The sequence below is a fragment of the Geodermatophilus africanus genome, assembly GCF_900107105.1.
Taxonomy (GTDB): domain Bacteria; phylum Actinomycetota; class Actinomycetes; order Mycobacteriales; family Geodermatophilaceae; genus Geodermatophilus; species Geodermatophilus africanus.
Genome location: NZ_FNOT01000030.1, coordinates 6,606 through 24,752, shown reverse-complemented (window position 1 = coordinate 24,752; position 18,147 = coordinate 6,606). Strand labels below are relative to the sequence as shown.

The 18,147-nt window shown below is 68.5% G+C and carries 11 protein-coding genes and 2 tRNA genes; 3 read left to right on the top strand and 10 right to left on the bottom strand.

Annotation, left to right across the window (positions count from 1 at the left end):
- Positions 1–111: 111 nt before the first annotated feature.
- A complete protein-coding gene (locus BLW63_RS25060) occupies positions 112–987 on the top strand; it encodes an IS982 family transposase (protein WP_139263503.1) in 876 nt (291 codons plus the stop codon).
- 75 nt (positions 988–1,062) lie between these two features.
- On the opposite strand, the gene clpX is transcribed toward BLW63_RS25060, so the two are convergent.
- The 6 genes from clpX to BLW63_RS25030 form a co-directional block, all read right to left on the bottom strand.
- Positions 1,063–2,334: an ATP-dependent Clp protease ATP-binding subunit ClpX gene (gene clpX / locus BLW63_RS25055; RefSeq protein ID WP_091162247.1), complete on the bottom strand. Its 1,272-nt coding sequence runs from the start codon at positions 2,332–2,334 to the stop codon at positions 1,063–1,065.
- Positions 2,335–2,617: 283 nt separating this feature from the next.
- Positions 2,618–3,244, bottom strand: a complete 627-nt coding sequence (locus tag BLW63_RS25050) for an ATP-dependent Clp protease proteolytic subunit (RefSeq protein WP_091162245.1) — start codon at positions 3,242–3,244, stop codon at positions 2,618–2,620.
- A gap of 20 nt (positions 3,245–3,264) precedes the next feature.
- Entirely contained in the window at positions 3,265–3,900 is a 636-nt protein-coding gene (locus tag BLW63_RS25045) for an ATP-dependent Clp protease proteolytic subunit (RefSeq protein WP_425284262.1), read from the bottom strand.
- A 321-nt stretch (positions 3,901–4,221) separates the two neighbouring features.
- Entirely contained in the window at positions 4,222–5,730 is a 1,509-nt protein-coding gene (tig, locus tag BLW63_RS25040; RefSeq protein WP_091162243.1) for a trigger factor, read from the bottom strand.
- 109 nt (positions 5,731–5,839) lie between these two features.
- Positions 5,840–5,913: transfer RNA gene (locus BLW63_RS25035), tRNA-Pro, on the bottom strand.
- Positions 5,914–5,974: 61 nt separating this feature from the next.
- Entirely contained in the window at positions 5,975–7,141 is a 1,167-nt protein-coding gene (locus BLW63_RS25030) for an MFS transporter (RefSeq protein WP_211517298.1), read from the bottom strand.
- Between the two features lie 94 nt (positions 7,142–7,235).
- Between BLW63_RS25030 and BLW63_RS25025 the strand changes: the two genes are divergently transcribed.
- Positions 7,236–7,306 (top strand) — tRNA-Gly (locus BLW63_RS25025).
- Between the two features lie 199 nt (positions 7,307–7,505).
- Here BLW63_RS25025 and BLW63_RS25020 read toward each other — a convergent pair.
- From BLW63_RS25020 to BLW63_RS25000, 4 genes are all read right to left on the bottom strand, one after another.
- Positions 7,506–8,000, bottom strand: a complete 495-nt coding sequence (locus tag BLW63_RS25020) for a hypothetical protein (protein ID WP_091162240.1) — start codon at positions 7,998–8,000, stop codon at positions 7,506–7,508.
- Between the two features lie 324 nt (positions 8,001–8,324).
- Entirely contained in the window at positions 8,325–9,563 is a 1,239-nt protein-coding gene (locus BLW63_RS25015) for an SLOG cluster 4 domain-containing protein (protein ID WP_139263821.1), read from the bottom strand.
- Between the two features lie 659 nt (positions 9,564–10,222).
- On the bottom strand, positions 10,223–11,245 hold the full coding sequence (locus BLW63_RS25010; protein ID WP_091162236.1) for a hypothetical protein: 1,023 nt from the start codon (positions 11,243–11,245) through the stop codon (positions 10,223–10,225).
- Positions 11,246–15,028: 3,783 nt separating this feature from the next.
- Positions 15,029–15,499, bottom strand: a complete 471-nt coding sequence (locus BLW63_RS25000; protein WP_211517297.1) for a hypothetical protein — start codon at positions 15,497–15,499, stop codon at positions 15,029–15,031.
- Between the two features lie 394 nt (positions 15,500–15,893).
- Between BLW63_RS25000 and fxsT the strand changes: the two genes are divergently transcribed.
- The coding region (gene fxsT, locus BLW63_RS24995) for an FxSxx-COOH system tetratricopeptide repeat protein (protein ID WP_091162234.1) at positions 15,894–18,147 on the top strand (2,254 nt) is incomplete at its 3' end.

Sequence of the window (18,147 nt, the reverse complement as noted above, 5' to 3'; positions counted from 1 at the left end):
CGCCTGAGGCGGGTTATGTGGGTTGCCCACGTCAACTGATCGCTTGACATGGGGGCGCCTCTGCGGAACGTGGCGGTTGTCGAAGACCCCTCGCCCGCAGAGGCGCCCATCATGCTGCCCACCGAGGACCTGTTCGTCCACGTCTACGTGCTCGTCGACGACGCCATCACCGCCGGGGAGGTCACCATCCCGGCGCGGCCGGGTCCGGCCCCGGCCTGCAGCGACGCCGAACTGCTGACCATCGCGCTGGTCCGTCATCTGCTGGGCCGGCGCAGCGAGGCCGGGTTCGTGGCCGAGGTGGCCCGGAACTGGGCGCAGCTGTTTCCCCGGCTGCCGCACCAGTCCGAGGCCAACCGGCGGATCCGCTGGCTGTGGGCGGCCTTTGAGCAGCTGCGGGCCGCGCTCGCGGCTCGGTGCCCGGTCGATCACTGCGCCCAGGTCGACACCACCGCGCTGCCGGTCAAGCACCCCTCCCGGGTGCGCGGCCCCGATGGCTGGGTCGGCCCAAACGAGTTGGTCGCCCGCTTCGGCCGCGACGGGGCGCACGGCGAGTGGTTCTACGGCTTCCGGCTGGCGGTCACCACCGACCTGGGATCCCGGCTGGTGCGCGCCTGGAGCATCGTGCCGGCCGCGGTCAACGAGCGGGAGGTGGCGGTCGATCTGCTCGAGACCGGGCCGGCACCGCGCGACGTCCTGCTGGATAAGGGCTTCGCCGGGCGGGCGTTCGCCGCGGCCTGCGCCGCCCGCGGCACCGCCGTGCTGATCCCGCCCACCAAGACCCAGCGCGCCGGCATGCCCAGCGCCCTGCGCAAGGTGATCGCCTGTTGGCGCAACTACATCGAGGTCACCTTCGGTGAGCTCACCGACCGGATGGAGCTGGCCCGCCACGGCGCGCATACCTTCTGGGGCTTGCTGACCCGCACCGCCGCCACCATTGCCGCCCACACCCTGCTACGCGTTCACCACGCCGATCTCGGGGCTGCATAGGTCAACCCACATAACGCGCCTGAGGCCCAGAATCACGCGGGTTCTGGCCCTCGGGCGTTCACTACTGCGGTCGGCTCAGGCCGACTTCTCGCGGGGGGCGCGGCTCGGCTTGCGCGGCACGATCGTCGGGTTGACGTGCTCGAGCACGACCTCCCTGGAGATCACCACGGAGGCGACGTCGTCCCGGCTCGGGACGTCGTACATCACCGACTGCAGGACCTCCTCCAAGATCGCCCGGAGGCCGCGGGCGCCGGTGCCGCGGAGGATGGCCTGGTCGGCGATCGACTCGAGGGCGTCCTCGGAGAACTCGAGGTCCACCCCGTCGAGCTCAAACAGTCGCCGGTACTGCCGCACCAGGGCGTTCTTCGGCTCGGTCAGGATGTTGATCAGCGCCTCGCGGTCCAGCTTCTCCACGCTGGTGATGACCGGGAGCCGGCCGACGAACTCGGGGATCATCCCGAACTTCAGCAGGTCCTCGGGCATGACCTCGGCGAAGGCGTTCGCCTCGTCGATCTCCTTCTTGCTGCGGATCTCCGAGCCGAAGCCGATGCCCTGCTTGCCGGCCCGCTGCTCGATGATCTTCTCCAGCCCGGCGAAGGCGCCGCCCACGATGAACAGCACGTTCGTCGTGTCGATCTGGATGAACTCCTGGTGCGGGTGCTTGCGACCACCCTGCGGAGGCACCGACGCCGTCGTCCCCTCAAGGATCTTCAGCAGGGCCTGCTGCACACCCTCGCCGGAGACGTCGCGGGTGATCGACGGGTTCTCGCTCTTGCGGGCGATCTTGTCGACCTCGTCGATGTAGATGATCCCGGTCTCGGCCCGCTTGACATCGTAGTCGGCGGCCTGGATCAGCTTGAGCAGGATGTTCTCGACGTCCTCACCGACGTAGCCGGCCTCGGTCAACGCCGTCGCGTCGGCGATGGCGAATGGGACGTTGAGCATCCGGGCCAAGGTCTGCGCCAGGTGCGTCTTGCCGCAGCCGGTCGGGCCCATCAGCAGGATGTTGGACTTGGCCAGCTCGACCGCGTCGTCGCGGCCGCCGGCGTTGCCCGCCTGCACCCGCTTGTAGTGGTTGTAGACCGCGACCGAGAGCGCACGCTTGGCCTTGTCCTGGCCGATCACGTACTGCTGGAGGAAGTCGTGGATCTCCTTGGGCTTCGGCAGCTCGTCGAACTTCAGGTCCGAGGACTCCGAGAGCTCTTCCTCGATGATCTCGTTGCAGAGGTCGATGCACTCGTCGCAGATGTAGACCCCGGGGCCAGCGATGAGCTTCTTGACCTGCTTCTGGCTCTTCCCGCAGAACGAGCACTTGAGCAGGTCACCGCTCTCACCGATTCGTGCCACCTGCTGACCTCCACCTCGGGGGAATTCCAGGCTCCTGGTGTCAGGTGCCCGCCTGTTGATGGTGCTGATGTCCCGTGCTCGGCCTCGCTCGTCGGCGAGGCCCTCCACCCGGCAGATCGGGCCGGGGATCGGACGTTCGCCGACCGTACCTTCCGGCACCGGCCCCGGAGGGCGACGACTCGCCCGACGGGGACGGCGCCGTCACAACACGCGTCCCGCATCCCCGACGGTACGGGTCGAGCCCCCGACACGCGAAGCCCTCGACCCGTACCGCTTTGTGAACTCAGCCGGGCAGTGCGTTGAGCTTGCGGCTCTGGATCACCGCGTCGACGATCCCGTAGTCCTTGGCCTCCTCGGCCGTGAGGATCTTGTCGCGGTCGATGTCGGCCCGGACCTGCTCCTGGGTCCGGCCGGTGTGCCGCGCCAGGATCTGCTCCATCTGGCTGCGCACCCGCTCGATCTCGGCGGCGTGGATCTCCAGGTCGGAGACCTGACCACCGGCCTCGCCGGAGGGCTGGTGGATCAGCACGCGCGAGTACGGCAGTGCGAGGCGCTTGCCGGGGGTGCCGGCGGCCAGCAGGACGGCGGCGGCGGAGGCGGCCTGGCCCATGCAGACGGTCTGGATGTCGGGCCGGACGAACATCATCGTGTCGTAGATGGCCATCAGCGACGTGAAGGAGCCGCCGGGCGAGTTGATGTAGATCGTGATGTCGCGGTCGGGGTCGTTGGACTCCAGCGTGATCAGCTGGGCCATGACGTCGTTGGCCGACGCGTCGTCGATCTGCACCCCGAGGAAGATGATCCGCTCCTCGAAGAGCTTGTTGTACGGGTTGGACTCCTTCATGCCGTAGCTGGTCCGCTCCACGAAGGAGGGCAGCACGTAACGGCTGGAGGGCATCTCGAAGCTCATGGCAGTTCTCCTCTCAACCGTCAGTTGTCGGTGACCGGGTTGGTGCTGTCGGTCATGGCGGCACGGCTGACGACGTGGTCGACGAAGCCGTACTCCAGGGCCTCCTGCGCGGTGAACCAGCGGTCCCGGTCGGAGTCCTTCTCGATCTGCTCGACCGGCTGGCCGGTGTGGAAGGACTGCAGCTCGTTGAGCTCGCGCTTCGTCCGGCGGAACAGGTCGGCCTGGATCGCGATGTCGGCCGCGGTGCCGCCGACGCCGGCGGAGGGCTGGTGCATCATGATCCGCGCGTGCGGCAGGGCGTACCGCTTGCCCTTGGTGCCGGCGGTCAGCAGGAACTGGCCCATCGAGGCCGCCAGGCCCATGCCGTAGGTGGCGACGTCGCAGTCGATGAACTGCATCGTGTCGTAGATGGCCATGCCGGCGCTGACCGAGCCACCGGGCGAGTTGATGTACAGGTGGATGTCGCGCTTCGGGTCCTCCGCCGACAGCAGCAGCATCTGGGCGGCCAGCTGGTTGGCGATGACGTCGTCGACCTGGGTGCCGAGGAAGATGATGCGCTCGCGCAGCAGGCGCTCGTAGACCGAGTCGCCGAGGTTCATCCCCCCGCCGTTGGCGCGCATGAGCGGCGCGCTCGCCTGGTTCGGGTTCGTGCTCACGGGTGCGGTGACCTCCGTTGGACTGTCGTGCAGGCGATCTGCGGCGGGCTGGGTGGTGCGGGGCCCGGGAGAGGCCCCCCGAGGTGTCTTTCCCCGGTGCTCGCCAGACTCTGCGTCGACCCTAACGCGGACCCGTGCAGCGACAGTCCCGGCGCAGGGGGTGTTCGCCGTGGGCGCAGCGCCGGGTGCGCCGGTCGGGTGCGCCGGTCGGCTCCGGGACCCACGACGCCGTCCCACCCCGGGTCTCGGGGTGGGACGGCGTCGATCGTGCGGCGGCCCCGTCCAGGGGCTCGCTGGGGGCGAGGAGGACGGGGCGCTCTCTCAGCCCTTGGTGACGTCCTCGGAGTCCTCGGTCGCGCCCTCCATCGCCTCGACGGCGGCCGCGTCGGCGACCTCGGCGTCGGGCGCGTCGTCGGCGACGTCGGCGGTCTCGGCCTCGGCGTCCGTGGTCCCGGCGGCGGTGTCCTGGCCCTCCGCGGTGTCGGTGTCGGCGGCCGGGGCCTGCACCGTGCGCGGGCGCAGCGCCTCGAGGTCGACCATGTTGCCGGAGGCGTCGGTGATCGTCGTCTCCTCGAGCAGCTGGGCGAGGGTCTTGGTGCGGCGGACGTCGGCGACGAACTCGGCGATGTTGCCGGCCTGCTGCAGCTGCTGGGCGTACTGCTCCGGGCTCATCCGGTTGCGCTGGGCCTGCGCCATGATCTGCGCCGAGAGGTCCTCGTTGTCGACGGTGACCTCACGGGCGTCGGCGACGGCGTCCAGGATGAACTGGGTGCGCACCGCCTCCTCGATGTTCTTGCGCTGGTCGGTGTCGTAGGACTCCCGGCTCTCGACGCCGGTCATCTGCAGGAAGCCGTCCCAGTCCATGCCGGCCTGCTGCAGCTCGTTCTGCATGGCCCGGTTGCGCCACTCGATCTCGCGCTCGACGAGGCCCTCGGGAACGGGGACCTCGACGGTCTCGAGCAGCTGCTCGACCAGCTTGTCGCGGGCCTGCGCGCCCTGCTGCAGCACCTTGGTGCGGGCCAGCCGGGTGCGGACGTCGTCCCGCAGCTCGTCGAGGGTGTCGAACTCGCTGGCGGTGGAGGCGAACTCGTCGTCGAGCTCGGGGAGCTCCTTGGTCTTCACCGAGCGGACGGTGACGGTGACGTCGGCGGTCTCGCCGGCGTTCGGGCCCTGCAGCAGCGCGGTCTGGAAGGTCTTCGACTCCTCGGCCGACAGCCCGCGGACGGCGTCGTCGAGGCCCTCCATGAGGTTGCCGGAGCCGACCTCGTAGGACATGCCGGTTGTCGACCCGTCCTCGAGCACCTCGTCGCCGAGCGTGGCCTCGAGGTCGATGGAGACGAAGTCGCCGTCCTCGGCCGGGCGGTCGACGCCGGTGAGCATGCCGAAGCGCTCGCGCATGACCGAGATCTGCTCGTCGATCTCCTCGTCGGTGACCTCGACGTCGTCGACGGTGACCGCGAGCGCGGCGAGGTCGGGCAGCTCGACCTTGGGGGCGACGTCGACCTCGGCGGTGAAGGCGAGGGTGTCGTTGTCGTCGAGCCGGGTCACCTCGATGTCGGGCTGGCCCAGGACGCGCACCTGGTTCTCCCGGACGACCTCGGAGTAGACCTCGGGGATGGCGTGGTTGACGACCTGCTCGAGCACGAGCGGCCGGCCGACGCGCTGGTCGAGCACCCGGTTGGGCACCTTGCCGGGCCGGAAGCCGGGCACGCGCACCTGGCGGCCGAGCTCCTTGTAGACCTCACCGAAGGCGTGGTCCAGGTCCCCCCAGGGCACCTCGATCGCCATCCGGACCCGCGTGGGGCCCAGTTCCTCGATGGTGCTCTTCACAGCGGCAGTGCTCCTCGATCGACAGACAGGGACGGGCGCCGGACGACGCCGGGTCGACCCACGAGTCTAGAGACAGCCGCGGAGGTGCCGATCCGGCGGACGGAGACGGTCGGGGTGACAGGATTTGAACCTGCGGCCCCCCGCTCCCAAAGCGGGTGCGCTACCAAGCTGCGCCACACCCCGTGGCGGGCCGAGTCTAGGTCCCGCTGCTCAGGCGGGGCCGGCCGCAGGCTGCCCGACCTCCTCAGGCGGGCGGCCGCCAGCGCGCTCGTCCCCGGACCGCCACGAGCCCCAACGGGACGAGCGCGAGACAGGCGGCCAGGAAGATGGACCCGTAGCGGCCGGCGGCCGCGAGGTCGGCCACGGCCACGGCGGCCAGCGCACTGCCGCAGAACAAGGCCCCCGCGAACAGCGACACGACGGTGGCGCGCACCGCCGGCAGGACGTCGGTGGCCCAGGTCTGCAGGGACGAGTGCATGGCGGCCCAGGCGAGGCCGAGCAGGACGGTGACGGCGACCGCCGCGGGCGCCGCCCGTGACAGCGACAGCACCAGGCAGGCCGCCACCGCCGCGGCGGCGCCGAGCGCGATCAGCCGCGACGGGTGCAGGCGCCGGGACAGCCGGCCCACCGCGGTCGCGAAGACGAGGACGGCGATGCCGTAGACGGCCGTGATCCCTCCGGCCAGGGCGGTCGGAGCGCCGGCGGCCTCGATGGCGGAAGGCAGCAGCGTAAGGACGCCGAGGAGCACCCCGCCCTCCACGAAGGCCAGGCCGAGCACGAACAGCGCCGTCCGGGACCGGGCGACGGCCAGGAACGGGGCCATCGGGTTGCGGTGGTCCCGGGTGCGCGGAGGCTCGTCGAGGAGGCGCAGTGCCAGCGACAGCGCCAGCGCAGCCAGGCCCGTGACCACGAAGACCGCCCGCCACGTGAACAACTGCCCCACGACACCGGCCCCCGCTGAGGCCAGGGCGGTGCCGAGGGCCACTCCCACCATGAGCCGGGTGAGCTCCCGCTGACGGCGCTCCGCCGGCACGGTGTCACCGACGTAGATGATCCCCGCCGGATAGGCAGCACCGAAGAAGGCGCCGCCCACCCCGCGCGCCATCCCGAGCACGAGGGGGGTCCAGGCGAACGCAGCGGCCACGGCGGCGAGACCGGCGACCACCAGGGCCAGTCGCATGGTCCGCACCAGTCCCAGGCTGTCCGACACCAGCCCCCACGCCGGCTGACCGAGCCCGTAGGCGAGGAAGTACGCGCCGGCCGCCTGCACGATCGCGGACAGCGGGACGTCGAGGTCGGCAGCGATCGCGATGAGTAGCGGGGGCATCGCGAAGCGATCCAGGATGCTGACGAAAGCGTTCACCTGCAGCAGCCGGATCGGGTCCGGCCGCCTGGACGGAGCGCTCGCCACCAACGGACCGTATCGAGGTGCCCCCCGAGGGCCGGCTCCCAGAGGACCTGCGACAGGGGCTGCACCAGGGCGGCTACGCTGTCCGTGCACCTCCGCGGGTGTAGCTCAATGGTAGAGCCCCAGCCTTCCAAGCTGGCCATGCGGGTTCGATTCCCGTCACCCGCTCCGAGCAAAAGCGCAGCTCAGGCCGCCTGCTAGGTCCTCTGAAGGAGTACTGGAGGACCGTCTGAACGGTCCGTTTGAGGCCCCTGGAAACCCCTGTTCTCCGCTCCATTGGTCATGAATTGGTCACGCCGGACGGCCCCATACGGCCACGTCACAGCCCCCTCCGCCCGTCTCGGGCTTGGCCGTGACCACAGATTGGTCACGCGGTGAGCTCGAGGCCGTGTCGGGCGGCGATCCGCCGGGCGATCTCCTCCACCGGGGCCGTGAGGCGCTCGGCTGCGGCACGGCTGTAGATGACGACGGCGTAGACGGCGTACCGCCACAGCGGGGTCTGCCACCAGCCGGCATCGCTGAGCAGGTCGGGCTGCAGGCCGCCGCGCATGCAGGCGGCGGCGTAGAGGGCGTACTGGCTGTTGCGGTGCTCAACATGGCCGCGGAACGTCAACTCCGGCAGATAGCGCTCGCGTAGACCCTCGTACTCCAGCAGTTCGGCGCCGGCCGGGCACGCGACGTCGAGCGCCGTGACGGCCAACTCGAGCAGAGCCACATTGGGCGTGAACCAGCCAGACACGTGGCTGGGAGCCACTGCCGACATCAGGTCGGAGGCGTCGTCACCCCGCGCGAGGCCGGACAGCACCGCAACTTGAGCGCGACGATGCAGGACGTCCTGGTCGACGCGCTCCCGCTTCGTCACCGCGACATCGTCACCCCAATGCCTCGTCCTGCCCGGTCACCCCAAGCACGCCAGCCCCGCCGACTGAACCACAGCCCGGCGTGGCGGCAGAATCTAGTAGAACGGGCGCCGCCAACGACAGGTCAATGTGACGGTCAGGACACGCTCAGATCCAACCGCCTCCAGCCATGCGCTTACAGGTCGGACCCCGAAGTCAAGGCGGCACGGACGAACGGGATGGCTGTCCGCTCGCGCGCCGGGATGGACGTGCAGCGTCAGTTGAGCAACGTCGACTTGCCCGCCGGAGTCAGCGAAGTAGTGGCAGGCCTGAGTGTTAAGCGAGACCTATGCCCGAGCCCGGCTGCGAGCGTCTTTGAGCGCGCTGCTGACCGCTGGCTTTGGCCCCCTCGCAGCCTGGACGAGCGGAAGACCATCGGGCATGGTGATCACCGGAAAGTGAATGCCGTACACGGGTACGCCCATCTTGCGTGCGTAAGCCGCCTCCATGAGGGTACCCTCGTTGAACCCGATCGCGATTACAGCGTCACAGTCGTCCACTAGGGCTAGGTCTCGACCCTCCCCTAGCCCCGTTGCGATCGGTTCAGTGATGAACTCGTTCGCCTCGCGCAAGTCGAGGCCGGGCAGATACCCAACACACCTAGCGTCCGCGCGAGCTGCCTTCGCTCCGGCCGGCGCAGCTTCCATTACACCCCGCAGACCTCCACCCACGATTACGACGTCCGCCTCGTTGCCCAACAGTCGGCCGACGTCGTGCGCCGCCTTGCGAATGTCCGCGCTCGCAGTCCCCGGGCCAATGACGCCGATGCGCACGCCGAGGTCGGATCGACGGGACAATCTCGGATAACGACCCGCTTTGCTCCAGAGGCTTTGAAAGTCATCTTGATGGTGCGCGAAGAGATCACCGCCTTGGGCGAAGGTTTTCTCCACCAGCTGCCTGCCCTCGTGCATTCGATGGTTGTACATGCGGGTCATGCCCACGCCGCGGCCGTCGTCCCGAAGCATCAAGTATGCCGTGTAGGAAGGTCCCGGTGCTACCACCGTACGGACCTGCACCCGATCAGGATGGGCCGTTGCGAGCCTCCCAATGCGGTCGAGCAACTTTCGCACGGCAATTTGGAAGTCGACTGGGTTCTCGAAGTTGTGGCGGCCAGCCAGCATCGCCATCAATCGCCCATCCTCTGGGTCGGGCGCGCAGAATCGAGCTCTCCCTCCCGCAGCAACGAAGCCGTTCAGGACCGGCGCCCAAGGATCGAGCCACCGCGAGTCGAACAGGCAAACTGCGCTCAACTCCTGAGCGCCCCGGAGCATCTTTTCCAGGTCCGATCTCGCGATGTCGCGGATGCGCACCTCCTGCAGCGCTAGTCCCGCCTCCGTCTCGGTCATCACCGACCGCAAAGTTTCAGCGAGAGCCTGCCGCTGCCATCGGTCGACGGCGACTTGCCAGACTGCCGCAAAGAGCCCCGCCGACAGGAGCGTGGACCCCAGTTCCTCACCCCAGTCGACACGCCCGCCGAACAGCGCCAAGACGATCATCCCGCCGGCCACCAGACCCAGGGCTGCCACGAGGTAGCTCTGCCGCCGCGCCAACGTGAATAGTCGCGGTTGACGCTGCCTGCTTACTGTCACGCCTTCGCCCTCCATCGCGCAGTGAACATCGCCCAAGGCTGGAACCACGGCCCGCGTCGCGCCAGTTCACGGCCACGACGTTTCGGCGATTGTCGTTCAGGCGCAAGCTGGTCGTGCCGTGTGGCAACGGCCCCCGACCGCGCGCTGTACACACTGGAAACTATCGCGGAGCCGGCGTCCCGGACCCCTCGAAGAGATGCGCGACCTGGTCGGCGTCCCACGCAACGGTAGGGAGGCGGACCTCGCCCCCGGTGGGAGTAGCCGACATAGCCCGGCTTGCCCGCCACAACAGCGAGGGCCACGCGCGTCGACGTGAACCTGGGCAAGTAGCTCGGGGTCCGGTCAGCGGCGATCAGCGGACAAGGGAACCGGGGGCAGTCCCGATTTGAGAGCGCGGGACATCGGTGCGGCAAGGACCAACGACACCCGACAGGTGTCAACGCATGTCAGAGGCCGAGTGCCCCCTACGCCGCAGGTCAGTGCGCTAGGCGGAAATGATATCGGGGATGACAACTCGGGCGACAAACCTGCAGCTCAAACATGCACTAGCCCCGCCTCAGTCCGCATGCAGTCCGCAAAAAGAGCGGTGCTTCAGGTCACCACCACCTTCGTGACTGGAGGGGTCTCCCATCCGAGAGCTGCTCAACCTGGAACAAGCACCTGTCTGAGACCTGCCGCAGCCGCTCCCGGCTCCTGAGATCCGCTGGAGCGATCCGCCACAGGAGCCAGGTCCACGCCAACTGGGCGCCACCGCTCAGCCGAGCCATCACCTCGACTCGACGCGCGACCTCGGGCTGGACATAGACATCGAAAATGTCGTTGTGGCTGCCTTGGGCAGCCGTGCGCAACCACGAATGGAGCCGGGCGATGCCGAGAAACTCCTGTAGTGCGGTGCGCGCACCTTCCTCTAGCACGAAGGCCACCGGTTCGAGTTCCTCCGGGCTGCCGTTCTGCCCGAAGGAGTGCTCGAGGTATAGCTCTGCGGTTCGGACGCCATCCATCAGTCGCGCCGACATTGCCCTGAGCGGGATGGCAGCATCACTCTCATCCCCTGGGGAGCCGGGCTCTCCGACAAAGTCCAAGAACGTCGAGACGGCTTCTATGCAGGCGAAGAACCCATCTGCGACTTGGATTGATGGGATTGCGTTGGTCCGCGACGAATTTTCCCAGACCGAAGTCTCCAAGTCACCTAGCAGTGACTGCCACTGACGATCGCCGCCGAACATTAGTAGTTGGACGAAACGCTGAAGATGATAGGCGCCACCGAGGGAGCGCCTAAGTAGAAGGGTCTCCTGGAAGCGCAACTGGTCCCCTCGCGCTGCCTCTTCAGTGGACCGAGGGGCGGAAGCAAGTTCCTCACTGCTTAGCCAGAGAGGCAATCGGCTGAGGGAGTCATGAAAGCGCTCCACCATCTCGGCGACCGACTCCTCCGTCGCCTCTAGCCAGGACTGCACGGTTGGTTCGGCGAAGTAGCCACACCCGACGCCGATGGCAGCAATCGCTCTAGCCTCCAACAGTCGGCCTAGGGTCCATGGATGCACCCCGGACCCCAGGCGCCCCGGGACGCGTACGCTGGACAGGAATCGCTCGGTCGCGAACGTTGCGGCATCACCGGTCATACCCAGGCTCCAGGTGGGGTGTCGACCTCATCGCCAGCGGAGAAGTCCCGGGGAAGGGTGTAAGTCTCGGTTGGCTTGCAGACGGACGTATGGTCCGTGTCTCGCGCCCTCCAGTAGACATCTTTTCTATAGCAGAGGCTCGTGACAACGTCGTCCCTCTCTGCCCAGATTACTGCTGCAGATAGAGATGGAAGGTCGCCAAGAATGTCGCACCAGTGATTTGTGTCGTCGCGAAGACTGTGGAGCAGCAAGGACCCGGGATGCAGTTCCTGCGCGCTCGGTGAGCCGCCCTTGTAGATCGCTACCAATCCGCTGAGACCAAAAGTTCTTGCCAGTCTCCCCACCTGCCCCGACAGTCGCTCACCTCCGAGCGCCGGAGCGAAGAGGCGGAGCCTCGCCTGCAGAACGGGGTTTGCGACTCCCGTTGCGTTGAATCTCCTCAGATGGCCCTCCACGATGAGTCGCAATATGACACCACCTGCGGAATGACCAACGAGCACCAGCTTCTCGTACGGTCCACGTTCTGGGCGCAGAGACTCTACTTGGCCATCACGTGTGAACGAAAAGAGAATCCCCGGTGGTAGCGGAAACACTTCGTCGAGAAAGCTAGATATGTAATCGGCTGAACGCGTAAGCTCATGGGCCACGCTGTCATAGCTCAAGAAGTATGCGTCGGAGTGTCGCCAAAGCGGGTGAGAGTCCATCTGCTCGGACATCTGGCGCCAAGTCTTCCAAGGATGGCCTTTGAAACCGTGGACGAACACGACCGCCGTTGTGACGAGCTCGTCCCGCGAGAGCAACGCGAACGATGACGAGGGCAGCCCCGGGGCGATGTCCGAAATTCGCTCCCTCAGAATGTGAGACAACTGCAACGAGATCGCACCCCTCTGTCACCCGACGCTGGAGGAGGTAAGCGGGCGCAGCGCCAAGGCCCGCTTGGTGACGCTAGCTGAGGTGCAGGCGCCTCGGACTAGGGACCTCGCATCCCTCCAACGCCGCGGCTCTGGATGAAGCGGCTCGGCGTCGGGCCGAAGGCGCACGACCAAGGGCATCGACCCTGCTGCTGACGAGCAAGGACCGCGCAACTGGCCCCCGGAACGACATCGGGCCAGGGCCTTCGCATAAAGGCCCTGGTCCGTCCGGGTGGAGCTGAGGGGACTCGAACCCCTGACCCCCACACCACCAGGCCGTCATGATCGCGTTCGTGGTCGTCCGCCAGCGTCCATGACGGCCCTCTGGCCAGCAAGTATAAGACCTTTCTAGACACCGGCGGACGGAGGCGAACAGCGCCGGATTCACCGCAACTGCAACCAGAACTGCAACCACCGCTGGCCCGCGAAGGTGGCTGGCGGGTGAACGACGCGCGCCCGCGTGCGGTCGTTGATGGGCGACCCGGTCGGGTGATCAGGCCGGATGGGCCCGCAGCCCGGTGATCTCGGCGCGGGAGTGGACCATCTCGGGGTAATCCTCCCCGCCGGCCTTGGCGAGGTCGTGGGCGAGGTCGCGGGCGGCACGCAGCACGTGCTTCTCCCGGTGCCGGGACGTGGCTGGGAGCCGCGGCCGCCATCAGGCCGTAGACGTCTTCGCCTGCCGCCAAACCGGACAGCACCTCAGCCTGAGCGCGGCGATGCAGGACGTCCTGGTCGACGCGCTCCCGCTTCGTCACCGCGACATCGTCACCCGAAGGCCCCGTTCTGCGCTGCCATCCCGAGGACGCCACCCAGCCCACTGAATCGAGAGCCCGGTCGGGCGGCGAATCTAGTACGACAGGCGGCGCCTTCGACAGGTCAAAGTCACGCTCAGGGCACGTCCAGGCCAGGCCACCCGCCACCGCCCAAGAATCGTTCGTTCCCGCGCGAATCTCGCTCTGCCAGCGCAGGCCGCAGCCCCACAGCCACAGAGTCAACTGAACCGGGGCAGTCCCTCAGGCTCGGTCCTCAACTTAGAAAGTTGATCTCCCAGGCACATTCGCCGGGTTCGCAGCAGTAGATGCTCAACGTGGCCGCGAGTCAGACAGCTTTGACCTCCGTGGGCGTACACGGCAGTCCGCCCCGTCCGCACCGCTGGCGCCAGTCGGTCGGTAGCCCTCAGGCGCAGGTGCCTCGTGTACTGCTTTCAGCGTTGCTCCACCGGTACGTTGACTAACCTCAAGTGGCACAACCTACGCTGAATGTCACCGACCGGCGGATTTGGTCCAAGGGGGCAGGTTGCGTGATGATCAATGTGAAGTCGAATTCACCCGAGGCGTCTGTGGGGAGATTGAACACTGACTCCCAGAGACTCAAGCCCACCGGCAATTTCGTATCCTCGTCATAGTTGTAGAGACTCCGTGCACTACTGTCTGCCAAGAAGGCGACGTTCGCGGCCACGGCCGTGTCGTTCGGATTTGTGACCGAGAATGACAGCCGAACCTGATCACCACAGACGAAATAATCTTGATCGCTTCCAGCAGCGTTTCTCGTCCACAGTCGTTCGACCTGCAGGTCGGCCAGAGTTGGAGGGGCTGGGGCTGGGGCAGGGGCGGGAGCCGGCGCGGGACCCGGGGCGGGAGCGGGCGCGGGAGCCGGGGCGGGGGCCGGCGCGGGAGCCGGGGCCGGGGCGGGGGCAGGGGCGGGAGCCGGGGCCGGGGCCGGGGCGGGAGCCGGGGCCGAGCCAGGCGCCGGGGCGGGTGCGGGGGCCGGGGCGGGAGCCTGGTCCTGCTCCTCCTCAGGTGCCGGTACCCCTTGCTGATCCCGCGGCTGCGGTTGGGGCTCTTGGGGCGGCCCCTGTGCCTGCGGGAGTTGAGGATTCATCGGGTCTTCGAGAGGAATTGTGACAGGGCCGTACCGCTGCTCGAAGTCCGCCATGTACTTGGAGATCTCGTCGGATCGCGGTGCAGCCAGGAAGTCGTCCACCCACTTCCTGAGGTCCTGACCGACGTTGTAGCCCGCCTGCTGAGTCACGACCATTGCGGCCTGGAGACAGTAGAGCGCTGGCGTTCCGATAGTGCCATGAAGACTTGACAGTGGAATGGCGGCCGCGATGTCCGACCCCCACCGTGCGAACTCGAAAGTCACATTAGCGGCACTCTCTCCGCGCTCAATCGTCGCTACCGCCCGATCACCGGCCTCATCGACCTTGATGACCTTTACGACACCTTCTCCGAGCGGACCGGTGAAGAGTCCCGTCGCCTTCTCGAGCATGACGTCGCGGAACTGAATGTAAATTGCGTTGAGGCAGACTTCCCACGCCTCGCGAAGCTGGACCTGGCCCGGCGGAGCCGATGGCCGCACCGCCACAGCTGAGGGCTCCGCCGCAGCGGCGACCTGAGCGGTGTCCGCCTGCTGCCCAGCGGCGTCGGGCTTGCACCCCGTGATTAAGATGGCCATGGCGAGTGCGAGGGCGACCACCATGGCGCGAAAAGCAGTTTTCATGGCGTCAACCTCCTAGTGGTTGACGAGATCGTGACCGGCGGTGAGACGTAGACGCCGATACGGACTGGGCGATCCCGGTGACGGACCAGGCGATGCAGAGCACGAACAGGGCGAATTGCCCCACCGTCTCAACTTCTCCGCATCCGCCCCCGCCTTCAACAACACGCAGATGCCACCGACGTGGAGAAGGATCCAGAACACGCCTGCCGACCGGTAGTGCCGGTCGGCAGCACCCTCCCCGGCGACACCGTTGGTAGGTGCTTTCCGCAGCTCGTCGAGGGTCACCGTGGCGCCGGCGGCGGGGACCCAGGGACGATGGCCTTGTGGGGATCGGGCCAGTTGTGCCCGGCCCGATCCCGACATCACCCGGTCAGGCCATCGCGCCGGTTGGGGCCTCCTGCCGAGGAATCGACGGCACACCGGCGCCGGTCCACGCCCACATCGTCCAGTGGTAGCTGCCGTCCTCCTGGACCTCGTACTCGACGACATCGGCCACGTCGGCCAGGCGGCTCAGCTGCCCCGTAGCGCTCGGACAGGAACCCCAGACCCCGAAGCTCGCCTGATAGCCCGGGCCGGTCTGACGGCCCACACCACCGCCGACCCAGTCGGCGACGTCGCCGGTGTCCGTCAGCATGAGCAGATGACCTTCGCCAGAGAGGACACCTCCTGGACGGAAGGTCTGCTGATAGGTGCCGGTGTCCGTGATTTCCTGTCCAAGCAGGGTCCCACGCCCTTGGAAGGACACCTCGAGCCACACCTGCTGTCCCTCCGACGGCAGGACACGAATGCCGGTGAACTTCCCCGAGGACTCGCCCAGTCGTTCGCCCAGCATGGCGTACACCTCCCCGGGCCAGGCTCACGCACCGTCACGGCGATGAGCCCGACCGCAGTCGTCGGTCGTTGCCTCGCCAAGACGGAAGGGGACCCGGGCCGATCTGGCCGGCCCACCATGCAGCAGGTCCCCTGCCTCCTTGGGCACCCTGCGACTGCACTCACCGCCGGGTGCCCAAGTCATGATCGTCCTCAGCCGATGGCGCCACAACGACTGTGCTTCGCCCATCCGCTCGGATGAGGCGACGAGCGGCATGGTGGAACGATGAGTTCCTTCCCTTGTGGCGTGTCCCGCCGGCTCCCCTCGGGGCGCCCGGGGCGACGCGCACGGACTGATCAGGCGGCTCTGATACGCGGTGCCAGCGAGTCTCGCGTACGCCGGGTGATGGGTGTAGCACTGCTTCGTGAGCGGTCGGGGGACCGATTTCTTCATCAGCCACGCCGGCCGGGACACCGCGTGGGCCGAGTGGCTGGCCTGGCAGCTGCAGCAGGACGGCTACCGCGTCGAGCTGGACGTGTGGGACTGGGCGCCGGGTGAGGACTTCGTGGCCCGCATGTCCGCGGCGCTGGAGTCCGCGGACCGGCTGCTGGCGGTGTGCACCGCGGCCTACTTCGCCTCGGCGTTGGGCGGCGCCGAGCTGCGCGCGGCCTTCGCTGACCAGGCCAAAGCCGAAGGTCGGATCGTGCCGGTGCTGGTCGAACCGGTCACCCTGCCGCCGCTGTACGCGCCGCTGATTCACCTGGACCTGATCGGCCTCGACGAGGCCACCGCAGCCGCCCGGCTGCGGACCCGGCTGGCCGGCGGCCGGCCGGCGAGCGCGCCGCCGTTCCCGCGGGCCGGCCCCGCGCCGACAGACAAGCCGGGGTTCGCCGGCCGGCTACCGGCGGTGTGGAAGGCACCGCCGCGCAATCCGCGGTTCACCGGCCGGGACAGCATGCTCACCGAGCTGCGGCGGCGCCTGCACTCGGGTGAAGGCACCCTGGTGGTCCAGGCGCTGTACGGGCTGGGTGGGGTGGGCAAGACCCAGCTGGCCCTGGAGTACGCGCACCGGTTTGCGGCCGACTACGACCTGGTGTGGTGGATCGACGCCGAGCAGCCGGTGCTCATCGCCGAGCAGCTCGCTGCGCTCGCCGCCCAGCTGGACCTTTCGTCCGGGCCGACGGTCGCCGCCACCGTCGAGCGGCTGCTGGCCGAGCTGCGTGGCCGCACCCGCTGGCTGCTCGTCCTGGACAACGCGGAGCGGCCGGCCGACGTCGCCGCCCACCTGCCCGGCGGGGCCGGGCACATGCTGATCACCTCCCGCGCCCCCGGCTGGGGAGCACTGGGTGGCCGGCTGGAGGTCGACGTGCTGGCCCGGGCGGAGACGATCGCGCTACTGCGGGCCCGCATCCCGGGCATGAGCGAGGAGCTGGCCGACAAGCTGGCCGCCGAACTGGGGGATCTGCCGCTGGCCGCTGCGCAGGCCGCCGGCTACCTGGAGCAGACAGCCCTGCCGCCGGCGGACTACCTGCGCCGGTTCCGTGCCCGCCGGGCCGGCCTGCTGGCCCGCGGCGACGTGGTCGGTTACCACGGGCGGCTCGACACCGCCTGGGCCCTGTCCCTGGAGCGGCTGCGCTGCGAGGACCCGGCCGCGGTGCGGCTGCTGGAGCTGGCCGCCTTCCTCGCCCCGGATCCCATTCCGCTGGCCCTCTTCACGGGCCATCCGGAGCTGCTCGACGAGCCGCTGCGCGGCATCGCCGCCGATCCCGACGCGCTGGCCGACACCGTCGGCGCGCTGGTCGGCTACTCGCTGGCCCGCCGCTCCCCCGACGCCTTCCAGCTGCATCGGCTGGTGCAGGCCGTCATCCGCCACCGACTGGCCCCCGACCGGCAGCAGGCCACCGCCGAGCAGGTGGTGGCGTTACTGGCCGCTGCCTTTCCTGGCGACCCGGAGGATCCGGCCAGCTGGCCCGGCTACGCCCAACTCGCTCCGCACGTGCTCGCCACCGCCCCGCTCGGGGATTTCTCCTCCGACAGTCGGCACCTGGTCCTGGACACCATCCGCTACCTGCAGGCAACAGGAGATAACTCCGGCAGCCGGGCCGTAAGCGCACCGCTGCTCAACCGCTGGCGCGATGTCCTCGGCCCCGACCACCCCCACACCCTCACCGCCGCAAGCAGGCTCACCCTCGACCTGATGCGATTGGGCAAGGCCCAACCGGCCGACCTCCTGGGCGAGGACACCCTGCGGCGGTGCCGCCAGGTGCTCGGCCCCGACCACCCGACCACCCTGGGAATGGCGGCCACCCTGATCGATGTCCTGAGCGCGCTGGGTGAGGCGGAGCCGGCCCGGGCCCTGGGCGAGGACACTCTGCAGCGCAGCCGCCGGATGCACGGCCCGGACCACCCGACCACCCTGCGGGCGGCGGCCACCCTGACCGGCGCCCTGGTCGGGCTGGGTAAGGCGGAGCCGGCCCGCGCCCTGGGCGAGGACACCCTGCAGCGCAGCCGCCGCGTGCACGGCCCCGACCACGTGACCAGCCTGGCGGCGGCGACCGCCCTGACCTTTGCCCTGGTCTTGGCGGGTGAGGCGGAGCCGGCCCGCGCCCTGGGGCAGGACACCCTGCAGCGCAGCCGCCGCGTACTCGGCCGCAACCACATGACCACCCTGTTGGCGG

Coding starts and splice junctions, on each gene's coding strand:
- BLW63_RS25060 (WP_139263503.1), top strand. CDS start 112: ATGCTGCCCACCGAGGACCTGTTCGTCCACGTCTACGTGCTCGTCGAC.
- BLW63_RS25050 (WP_091162245.1), bottom strand. CDS start 3,244: ATGAGCTTCGAGATGCCCTCCAGCCGTTACGTGCTGCCCTCCTTCGTG.
- BLW63_RS25010 (WP_091162236.1), bottom strand. CDS start 11,245: ATGACCGGTGATGCCGCAACGTTCGCGACCGAGCGATTCCTGTCCAGC.